The organism is Azospirillum oleiclasticum (assembly GCF_013423485.1).
Classification (GTDB): Bacteria; Pseudomonadota; Alphaproteobacteria; order Azospirillales; family Azospirillaceae; genus Azospirillum; species Azospirillum oleiclasticum.
The window spans coordinates 17,434-27,556 of sequence record NZ_JABFFR010000004.1; the positions used below are offsets into that span (position 1 = coordinate 17,434).

The window sequence follows — 10,123 nt, forward strand, 5'->3', positions numbered from 1 at the left end:
GGATCCGCGCTGCGGATCCGCCGGATCAATACATGTGCTGGCCGCCGTTGACCGACAGGGTCGAGCCGGTCATGAAGCCGTTCTCGTCATCGACGAGGTACAGCACGGCCTTGGCGATCTCCGAGGCACGGCCCAGACGGCCGACCGGGATGCGCGCCACGATCTTCTCCAGCACGTTCGGCGGCACGGCGCGGACCATGTCCGTGTCGATGTAGCCGGGCGCGATGGCGTTGACGGTGATGCCCTTGGCAGCGCTTTCCTGCGCCAGCGCCTTGGTGAAGCCGTGGATGCCCGACTTCGCCGCGGCGTAGTTGACCTGGCCGTACTGGCCGGCCTGGCCGTTGACCGAGCCGATGTTCACGATGCGGCCGAAGCTGCGCTCGCGCATGCTGTCGATCACGTTGCGGCACATGTTGAAGCAGGACGACAGGTTGGTGTGGATCACCGCTTCCCACTGCTCGTAGGTCATGCGGTGCATGACGCCGTCGCGGGTGATGCCGGCGTTGTTGATCAGCACATCCACCGGGCCGAGGTCGGCGACGACCTGCGCCACACCCGCCTTGCACGCCTCGAAGCTGGAGACGTCCCACTTGTAGGCGGCGATGCCCGTCCGCTCGGTGAAGGCCTTCGCGGCCTCGTCGTTGCCGCCGTAATTGGCGGCCACGGTGTAACCGGCGTTCTTCAGCGCAACGCAGATGGCCTCACCGATGCCGCGGGTGCCGCCGGTGACGATCGCTACACGAGCCATGAGCTCCTCCCAGAGTGAATTGATTGGCCGGACAGAACAGTCCGGACCGGTTGACGTTTCTTGGAAAAATCCCGAGCCTGCGGCGCACCGCCCCGTGCGTAGGACGGGGCGGTGCGCCGGCCGTGGCTCAGCGCTCGACGCAGAGGGCGATGCCCATGCCGCCGCCGATGCACAGCGTGGCGAGACCGCGCTTGGCGTCGCGGCGCTGCATCTCGTGCAGCAGCGTGACCAGCACGCGGGCACCCGACGCGCCGACCGGGTGGCCGATGGCGATGGCCCCGCCGTTGACGTTGACCTTGGAGGTGTCCCAGCCCAGGTCCTTGTTCACCGCCAGCGCCTGCGCCGCGAAGGCCTCGTTCGCCTCGATCAGGTCGAGATCGTCGATGGTCCAGCCGGCCTTCTTCAGGGCCAGACGGCTGGCCGGGATCGGGCCGGTGCCCATGATCGACGGATCGACACCCGCGGTGGCCCAGGAGACGATGCGCGCCAGCGGGGTGACGCCGCGCTTGGCGGCGTTGTCGGCGGTCATCAGCACCAGCGCGGCGGCGCCGTCGTTGATGCCCGACGCGTTGCCGGCGGTCACCGTGCCGTCCTTGGAGAAGGCCGGGCGCAGCTTGGCCAGCGTCTCCACGGTGGTGCCGTGCTTCGGGTACTCGTCGCTGTCGATGACCGTCTCGCCCTTGCGGGTCTTGATGGTGACGGGCGTGATCTCGTCCTTGAAGCGGCCTTCCTTCTGGGCGGCCTCGGCCTTCTGCTGGGAGGCGGCGGCGAAGGCGTCCTGCTCGTCACGGGTCAGCTGCCACTTCTGGGCCACATTCTCCGCCGTGGTGCCCATGTGATAGCCCTTGAAGGCGTCCCAGAGCCCGTCCTTGAGCATGCTGTCGAGCATCTCCGACGTGCCCATCTTCACGCCGCTGCGCAGGTACATGAGGTGCGGGGCCATGGTCATGCTTTCCTGGCCGCCCACCACCATCACGTCCGCGTCGCCCGCGCGGATCGCCTGGTAGCCGAGCGCCACGGACCGCAGGCCGGAGCCGCAGAGCTGGTTGATGCCGAACGCGGTCTTCTCCACCGGGATGCCGGCGGCCACGGCGGCCTGGCGGGCGGGGTTCTGGCCCTGACCGGCGGTCAGGATCTGCCCCAGAATCACCTCCGACACCTCGTCGGCCTCGGTCTTGGCGCGGGCCAGCGCGGCCCGGATGGCGATTTCTCCCAGGGTGTGCGCCGGCACCGTGCTGAAGACACCGTTGAACGCACCGACGGCGGTGCGCGCCGCACCGGCAATGACAACCTCGGTCATGATGACGCTCCTCGAACTTGCTGGATTTATTATGGGTCGGAGACGACGTGACAGTGGTCATACCTTAGGCCGCCCATTCGGCCAACGCAAGGCGCCCCGACCAACGGCTTCTAACCTGCGGCATTAAGCCAGTCGGCGAGCGGACGCCACACGCCGCTCTTGGCACCCGCGCTGACGACCATGCCGATATGCCCCAATGGGGGTGCGACAATTTGCGCATTCGGTATGGCACGTGCCAGGGCAAGGGCGGATGCCGGCGGCACGATGCGGTCACGCTCGGGGATCAGCGCCAGCGTCGGCACCACCACCCGCGCGGGGTCCACGGGCAGCCCGGCAACCATCCAGGTGCCCGCCGCGGGATCATTTCGACCATACCAGCCGGCCAGCGCGTCGCGCGCCACCGCCGCGGGAAGCGCCACCCCGTCGTTCAGCCAGTCCTCCAGCGCCACGAAGGCGCGGGCGGCGGGTGAATCCGGGTCCATACGCGCGAACTGGGTGAATTTGCGCAGCACCAGATAGGGATCGAGTTGGGCGAACAGCGCCTGCAGCGCGTCCACCGGCAGCTCGCCCCACGCCTCCACCAGCGGGCCGAAGGGCTGGAAGAAGGCGGCGGCGCGCCGGGCCGCACCCGCATCCTCGGCGTGGAAATCCCATGGCGTCGCCATCAGCACGAGGCCGGCGACCAGCCGCGGCCGGCGCAGCGCGAGCGCCGCGGCGAGCAGCCCGCCCATGCAGTAGCCGGCCACCGGCACCGGCCCGCCCGCGGCGTCGGCCGCCACCTCCAGCGCGCGCTCCAGCCGCCCGGCGATGTAGTCGGTGAGCGAGAAGCGCCGCTCCACCGGGCCCGGCGCGCCCCAGTCGATGAGCAGGGGCCGCACCCCCTGCCCGGCTAGCCAGCGCATCAGGCTGCGGTCGGATGACAGGTCGAGGATGTAGCCGCGGTTGACCAGCGACGGCACGAACAGCACCGGCCGGCCGCCGGGCGGCCCGTAGTCCAGCAGCCGGCTCCCCCCCTCGCGCCACAGCACGGGCGGGTCGTCCACATCGCGGCGGTAGGGGTGGTGGCGGTAGCGCTCCAGCCCGGTCAGCAGCAGGTCGAGCTGCCGCCGCACCTCGCGGTCAAGCGCCGTCCGGAAGGCGTCGGCGCCGGCTTCGGCGACCTGGCGGCCGAGTTCCGCCGCTCGCCCCCGCAGCTGGGGTCTCCACAGCGGCGAGCCGTTCCTCAAGTGCGGCAATCCGGCGGAGGAGCCGAGCAGCGTCGTCATCACTGTCGACAGGTGCAGGCCGAGCGGGCGTGGCCCCTGCCGCAGCGGCGGCACCGGACGCGTCATCGCCCCGACCATGCGGCGCCGCGGGTCCGGCGGCCTGCGGCCACACGCGGAACGGCGACGGGTCCGGAGCCGGCCGCGGATCCCAGCCGGCGCCCGGCGTGGCGCCGGCAGCGAATCCGGGCATCCCGAAGGCGAAGGGCGCGAAGGACGCCGCCCCCTGCCCGAGCATCTGGAAGAGACGCGCGAGCTGGTCGGCAACCTCCGGATCCGTGGCGAGCGCTGCCCATTGTTCCTGCCAGAGTTCCAGATAGCGTCGCGCCAGTTGATCCAGGGTCGGGGGGTCCGGATGGGTCGGGTCGGCCATGGCCGGCACTATACGGTCAGGCGCGCGGGGAACGCCAGTGGCCGCTTTCGCGACAACGCAGCCGCGGCAAAACGCGCGGCACTGCGGCGGCATTGCGCTGGACAGCCCTTCACCCATCGAGTAGTTCTAACGTTGGAGGGTTTTCAACCTCAACCCCGCCTTGGAAGAGACCCCGATGGCCGAAAAAGAAGATCAGAAGTCACCCCCGATCACGATCAAGAAGTACGCCAACCGGCGTCTCTACAACACCGCCACCAGCAGCTACGTGACGCTCGACCACTTGTGCCAGATGGTCAAGGACGGGCTCGACTTCGTGGTGTACGACGCGAAGACCGGCGAAGACATCACCCGTTCGGTGCTCACCCAGATCATAGTCGAGGAAGAAAGCAAGGGCCAGAACCTGCTGCCGATCAGCTTCCTGCGTCAGCTCATCGGTTTCTACGGCAACAACATGCAGTGGATGGTGCCGAAATACCTGGAATATTCGATGCAATCGTTCTCCAAGAATCAGGAGCAGATGCGCGATTATTTCCAGAGCACGCTGGGCGGCATGTTCCCCTTCGGCCGTTTCGAAGAGATGGGCAAGCAGAACCTGGCGATGTTCGAGCGCGCCATGCGGATGTTCAGCCCCTTCGGCGACGCGAAGGAGGGCGAGGGTCCGGCGATGCCCGCCGCACCGGGCAAGGCACCCGGCACCGACCATTCGCTCGACGACCTTCAGCGCAAGATCGAAGAGCTGCAGAAACAGGTCGCCAGCATCACCCGACCGGACAGCAAGTGACCGTCCGGCGCGGTCCCCGGCGGGTTGGGGATCGCGCCATCAGGCGCCCTTCGGGGCAACGCCCAGAATGGCGCGGGCGCTGGGCACCGGCGCCTCGCTCATGATCATGTGGCCGACGCCGGGCAACAGTTCGACCCGCGCGCCGGCGATCCGGGACGCCAGCGCGCGCCCGGCCTTGGCCGGGGTCATGCGGTCGCCATCCCCCAGCACCAACACCGTGGGACACGCCACCGCCGCCGCGGCCTCCACCGCGCCGCCATAGGCGTTGCACAGGGACAGATCCACCCCCAGAACACCGGGCCGTGCCGCCTGGAGCAGGCGCCGCCCCGCCGGCAGCAGGGCCATCCCCGGCACCGGGCTGCCGCCGACATGGCCACGCGGCCCATAACCCCAGCCGACCACCAGCTCCACCGCCTCCGGCTGGTCGGTGGCGGCGAGCGCCAGCAGGTCGGGATGCACCGGCATGCGCTCGGCCACACCGAACAGCGCCAGCCCCGCCACCCGCCCGCGATGCCGGGCGGCGGCGTCGAGCGCCACCAGCGCGCCCATCGAGTGGCCGGCGAGCGTCGCCCGCTCCACGCCCAGCGCATCGAGCAGGGCGGCGACCCAGTCCGCCAGCTCCCCCACCGACGCCAGCGGCACCCCGCCGGAGCGCCCGTGGCCCGGCAGATCCAGCGCCAGCACCGACAGGCCGCGGTGCGCCAGCCAGCGCGTCTGCAGGCTCCAGGCCGTGTGGTCCATGCCGGCGCCGTGCAGCAGCACCGCCACCGGAAGCGCCGCATCGAAATCACGCCCGCCGGTGTGGGCGTAGACGGCCTCGTCGCGAACCCTGATCTCCATGGCGCTCCCTCAGCCCTTCGCCGCGGCGCGCAGCGCCTGCTTCAGGTCGTCGATCAGGTCGTCGCAATCCTCCAGCCCGATGGACAGGCGGACCATGTCCTCCCCCACCCCCGATGCCGCCAGCGCGGCCGTGTCGAGCTGCGCGTGGGTGGTGCTCGCGGGGTGGATGACCAGCGACTTGGCGTCGCCGACGTTGGCGAGGTGCGAGAAGACCTTCAGCGCCTCGATGAAGCGCCGGCCGCCGGCGCGCCCGCCCCGCACGCCGAAGCTGACGATCGACCCGCAGCCGCGCGGCAGCAGTTCCGCCGCCAGCGCGTGGTCGGGATGGTCGGCCAGCTCCGGATAATTGACCCAGGCGACGGCACCGTCCGGTCGGCCCAGCTCGGTTTCCAAGAAGCCCACCACTTTGCGGGTGTTGTGGATGTGGCCGCGCATGCGGTGCGGCAGCGTCTCCACGCCCTGCAGGATCTGGAAGGCGTTCATCGGGCTCATGCAGGCGCCGAAGTCGCGCAGGCCCTCCGCCCGCGCCCGCATCAGGAAGGCCGCCGGCCCATACTCCTCCGCGAAATCGATGCCGTGATAGCCGGCGTAGGGCTCGGTCAATGTCGGGAACTTGCCGGACGCCTCCCAATCGAAGGTGCCGCCGTCGATGACCGCGCCGCCGATGGCCGTGCCATGACCGCCCAGCCACTTCGTGCAGGAATGCATGACGAGGTCCGCCCCATGCTGGAGCGGCCGACACAGATAGGGCGTGGCGAAGGTGGCGTCCACCAGCAGCGGCACGCCGGCGTCGTGGGCGACCGCCGAGATGGCCGGGATGTCCAGCACCTCCAGCCCCGGGTTGCCCAGCACCTCGGCGAAGACCAGCCGCGTCTCCGGCCGGATCGCGGCGCGCCACGCGGCATGGTCGCGCGGATCCACGAAGCTGGTGTCGATGCCGAAGCGCGGCAGCGTGTAGCCCAGCAGGTTGCGGCTGCCGCCATAAAGCGAGGCGGAGGCGACGATGTGCCCGCCCGCCCCCATCAGCGTCATCACGGCGAGGCTGAGCGCCGCCTGCCCGCTGGCGGTGCAGACCGCGCCGACACCGCCCTCCAGCGCCGCCAGCCGCTCCTCCAGCACCGCCACGGTGGGGTTGGAGATGCGCGAATAGATGTGGCCGGGCTGCTCCAGATTGAACAGCGCCGCGGCGTGGTCCACGTCCTGGAACAGGAAGGACGTGGTCATGTGGATGGGCACGGCGCGTGCGCCGGTCTCGGGATCGGGGCGTTGCCCCGCGTGCAGGCTGAGGGTGTCGAACTTGAGGAATTTGGCGTCCGCCATCCCCATCCCTTTCCTTCGGCTTTCCGGCAAGACGCGTTGCGAACGCGAACCGCACCTGTTGAAAAGAGGGCCGCCCGCAGGGGCGACCCTCCTTCCCGTTGTGTTTCTTGCCTGCCCTGCTCAACTCGGTGAGCTGAATTGCACGGAGCGTATGGCGACCTGCCGCAAAGGTCAAGCGGCTTGGATCGGGCTGGCGACCGCGGTTGCGGTCGTCACAAAAAGGCGGCGAGGCCCGGTGTCAGCACCCGCGCGGTGTGCCGTTCGCGCCCTTCCGGATCGTCGCCGAAGCTGGGCGTGCGGTTGACGTCGTAGACCACCACCTCGCCGTCGCTGATCGCGTAATCGAACTTTCCGAAATCGAATCCGAACTCCCGGCGCAAAGCCAGGATCTCGGGCGGCGGCCCGTCCAGCGTCTCGCGGCGCACGATGTTGCCGGCTTTCACCACCGGGTGCCGGGCGTAAAGGATGGTGTCGATCGCCCGGTCACCCAGGAAGATGTGCTGACGCAGGCAATAGAGGTCGCCGCGCTTCTCCGGCCGCAGCTTTTCCACCACCAGCCGCGGGTGGCGCCACACGAACCACGGCACGTCGCGCGGGTGCGCGAAGACCGGATAATGGGCGGCCGAGAGCATGCCCGTCACCTGCCACGGTGCGCGGCGGACCAGCTTGCCCAGCGCACGGGCGGCCAGTCCACGCTCGCGGAAACGGTCCAGTTCCGGCCAGCCGCCATGATTGAGGTCGGTCTTGATGATGACCGGGCCGTCCCACTGGTCGGGGCTGGTGATGAGGTTGCGGCTGATCCGCCGCTTGGAGATGTCGGTCACCGCCGCGTTGAGGACCCGCCGGTGCCCGGCGAAGGCCCGGCGGTAGGTTTCGGGAACGACCGTCAGATCCACATGCGCGATGACGAGATCGCCGTCGAGCGTCGCGTCCGGACGGTCCACGACCGACACCCGCCCCCCGTTGCGACTCCATTCCTCCGCCACGGCCTTGAACTGGTAAGGAACGCTGTCATAGCGATCGCACGAGTCGACAACAATGGTCAGTGAGTTGGTGGTGCTCATGATTCCCCCGGCAACCATACTGTGCCTTTGGACCGCGACAACACCGGCGGCGGCGACCAAAGACAAGAGCGCAAACGGACAATGCGACGAAAGGTGCCCATCAATTCATCGTGACACCGCGTCGAAGGACAGGGAATGGAGCACAAGGGGCGCATTGCTGACGACACCACCAATAGGTGGGCACCATTGTTCGCGTCTGCGCCCGCGACGCGCGAATATCGCATTGCAGCAATTCGTTCGGGCACAGTTTACCACGGCGCCGCGTCCCCATATTGTGCGTTGCAACACAACATGAGGGAGGGACGTCTTCTCACCGCAGAGGAGGTCTCCTACGATGAACAACGAACGCTTCCAATTCCCCAGCTTCGAAGAAACCCAGGAAATCCGCCGCGCCGCGGCCGCCATGCAGGCGGAGCACCTGCGCGCCATGGTGGTCAAGGGATGGCAGGCCCTCACCCGCCTCGGCTCGAGCCGCCGCGCCGTGCCGCCGACGTTGGCCGGCCACGCGCGCTGAGACAGCCGCAATCACCGCGTCAGGAAACGGGCATCCTTCGGGATGCCCGTTTTGTTTTGGGCCGACACGATGGCTTGTCTTGCGACATCGGGCCGACGATTGACGGGCCATGATTGCTGGCCTACACCTCTGCATATTCATGTATGAACCTTTGGGACGACCCGGTCCTTGAGTGTCCTGGCGATCATCGCCGCAAAACTGCGGAAGCGTAGCCGGAGCATCGTCGTCCGTCTGGTGCTCTTCGCCGTGCTCGTGGTGGTGATCGGGACCATCGTCCGGATCCTGTTCCTGTCCGATTTCCTCAAGGGTGAGATCGGAACTCTGTCGGCCGCCCACCAGCTGTCCATGGCCACCTATGTCGCCGGGGACGTCGACGAGAAGATCATGGCCAGGATCGCGCTGCTGCAACGTCTCGCCATGCGGCTGCCGCCCGCGATCCCGGCTGGCTCCGACACGCTGCGCGCCTGGATTCGCGAGCGGCAGGACAGCTACCCGCTGTTCTCCCTGGGTCTGCTCGTCGCGTTCCCCGACGGCCGCACCGTCACCAGCAGCCGCGACCTGGACGACGCGCTGGCCCCGGCCGCCGGACCGCCCATCGACTGGTTCCGCGCGACATCCGCCGGAGAGACCGCCATCGGCCGCCCCTTCCGCGGCGCCGGTGGTGAGCCGCTGATCGCCTTGTCCGTGCCGGTCACGGGCGACGACGGCGGCACGGTGGCCGTGCTCGCCGGGATCGCCGCGCTCGACGCGCCCGGATTCCTCAATCTGGTACAGGACAACCGGATCGGGCGGTGGGGCGGGTTCCTGCTGGTGTCACCGCGCGACCGCCTCTTCGTGGCGGCCGGGGATCCGCGCATGGTCCTGCGCGACACCCCGCCGCCCGGCGTCAATCCGCTGCACGACCGTGCCATGGCCGGTTATCGGGGCACCGGTGTCACCGTGAACGCCCAGGGCGTCGAGGAGCTGTCGGCCATCGTGTCCGTTCCGGCGGCCGGATGGTTCCTGGTGGCGCGGGTGCCGACGGACGAGACATTCGGCGCCGTGGACCGGCTGCGCCGCTTCATCTCCACCGTGATCCTGCTTCCGGTCCTGGTGCTGATGGCCGTCTTCGCGTTGGTGCTGCGCCGGATGCTGCGGCCGCTGACCGACGCCGCCGGCCGCATGCACCAGATGGCGCTCGGCCGCGCGCCGCTGGAGCCGCTGCCCGTCGGCCGCATGGACGAGGTGGGAGAGCTGGTGTTCGGCTTCAACCATCTGCTGGGCAAGCTGCGCGAGCAGGAGGAGGCGCTGCGCGAGAGCGAGGCGCGCATGGCCCACATGGCCCACCACGACGCCCTGACCGGCCTTCCCAACCGCGCCATGTTCGAGGACAGGCTGCACCAGGCCATCGTGCGCGCGGAGCGCAACGGAACCGCCTTCGCGCTCCTGTACATCGATCTCAACGACTTCAAGCCGGTCAACGACGCGCACGGCCACGCCGTGGGCGACGAGCTGCTGCGGCAGGTCGCGCAGCGGCTGGCCGGTGCCGTGCGCCGCGCCGACACCGTCGCCCGCATCGGCGGCGACGAGTTCGCCATCCTTCTGATGGACCAGCAGAACGCCGGCGAAGCCGCGGCCATGGTCTGCGAGAAGTGTCACGCCGTGCTAGCGATGCCGATCCGCGTGGCCGACCTCGCCCTGACCGTCGGGGCGTCCATCGGCGGCGCCCTGTACCCCGTCGACGCATCCGACGCCGACCGCCTGATCGCGCACGCCGATCAGGCGATGTACACCGCCAAACGGACCTTCGGCCGCCACACCGACAAGGTCACGGCTTGACGTCGAAAGCCCCACCGCATGGTCTCTGCGGTCGCGGAATCGGCTGGGCGTGTCTGCGGGAGGAGGAAAATGGTGCCCAGGGACGGAGTCGAACCGCCGACAC

General features: G+C 69.1%; 9 protein-coding genes. 3 read left to right on the forward strand and 6 right to left on the reverse strand.

Annotated features, from left to right (window positions below):
* Positions 1–25: 25 nt before the first annotated feature.
* The 3 genes from phbB to HL658_RS07705 all read right to left on the reverse strand — a co-directional run bounded on the left by phbB (position 26) and on the right by HL658_RS07705 (position 3,379).
* Positions 26–748, reverse strand: coding sequence for an acetoacetyl-CoA reductase (gene phbB, locus HL658_RS07695; RefSeq protein ID WP_180281364.1), 723 nt, complete (start codon positions 746–748; stop codon positions 26–28).
* Between the two features lie 127 nt (positions 749–875).
* Positions 876–2,048 carry an acetyl-CoA C-acetyltransferase gene (locus tag HL658_RS07700; RefSeq protein WP_180281365.1) on the reverse strand — a complete coding sequence of 391 codons (1,173 nt, stop codon included), beginning with the start codon at positions 2,046–2,048 and terminating at the stop codon, positions 876–878.
* A gap of 110 nt (positions 2,049–2,158) precedes the next feature.
* Positions 2,159–3,379 carry an alpha/beta fold hydrolase gene (locus HL658_RS07705; protein WP_180281366.1) on the reverse strand — a complete coding sequence of 407 codons (1,221 nt, stop codon included), beginning with the start codon at positions 3,377–3,379 and terminating at the stop codon, positions 2,159–2,161.
* A 479-nt stretch (positions 3,380–3,858) separates the two neighbouring features.
* On the opposite strand from HL658_RS07705, the gene phaR reads away from it, so the two are divergent.
* A complete protein-coding gene (gene phaR, locus HL658_RS07710; RefSeq protein ID WP_180281367.1) occupies positions 3,859–4,464 on the forward strand; it encodes a polyhydroxyalkanoate synthesis repressor PhaR in 606 nt (201 codons plus the stop codon).
* Between the two features lie 39 nt (positions 4,465–4,503).
* Here phaR and HL658_RS07715 read toward each other — a convergent pair whose 3' ends face one another.
* The 3 genes from HL658_RS07715 to HL658_RS07725 form a co-directional block, all read right to left on the reverse strand.
* Complete coding sequence (locus tag HL658_RS07715; protein WP_180281368.1) at positions 4,504–5,304, reverse strand: alpha/beta fold hydrolase; 801 nt, start codon at positions 5,302–5,304, stop codon at positions 4,504–4,506.
* 9 nt (positions 5,305–5,313) lie between these two features.
* Complete coding sequence (locus HL658_RS07720) at positions 5,314–6,624, reverse strand: O-acetylhomoserine aminocarboxypropyltransferase (protein WP_180281369.1); 1,311 nt, start codon at positions 6,622–6,624, stop codon at positions 5,314–5,316.
* 212 nt (positions 6,625–6,836) lie between these two features.
* Positions 6,837–7,688, reverse strand: a complete 852-nt coding sequence (locus HL658_RS07725; protein WP_180281370.1) for a hypothetical protein — start codon at positions 7,686–7,688, stop codon at positions 6,837–6,839.
* A gap of 334 nt (positions 7,689–8,022) precedes the next feature.
* Here HL658_RS07725 and HL658_RS07730 point away from each other — a divergent pair, with 334 nt between their 5' ends.
* On the forward strand, positions 8,023–8,202 hold the full coding sequence (locus HL658_RS07730) for an RSP_7527 family protein (protein WP_180281371.1): 180 nt from the start codon (positions 8,023–8,025) through the stop codon (positions 8,200–8,202).
* Between the two features lie 168 nt (positions 8,203–8,370).
* Positions 8,371–10,020, forward strand: a complete 1,650-nt coding sequence (locus tag HL658_RS07735; RefSeq protein ID WP_246337389.1) for a bifunctional diguanylate cyclase/phosphodiesterase — start codon at positions 8,371–8,373, stop codon at positions 10,018–10,020.
* Positions 10,021–10,123 lie beyond the last annotated feature (103 nt).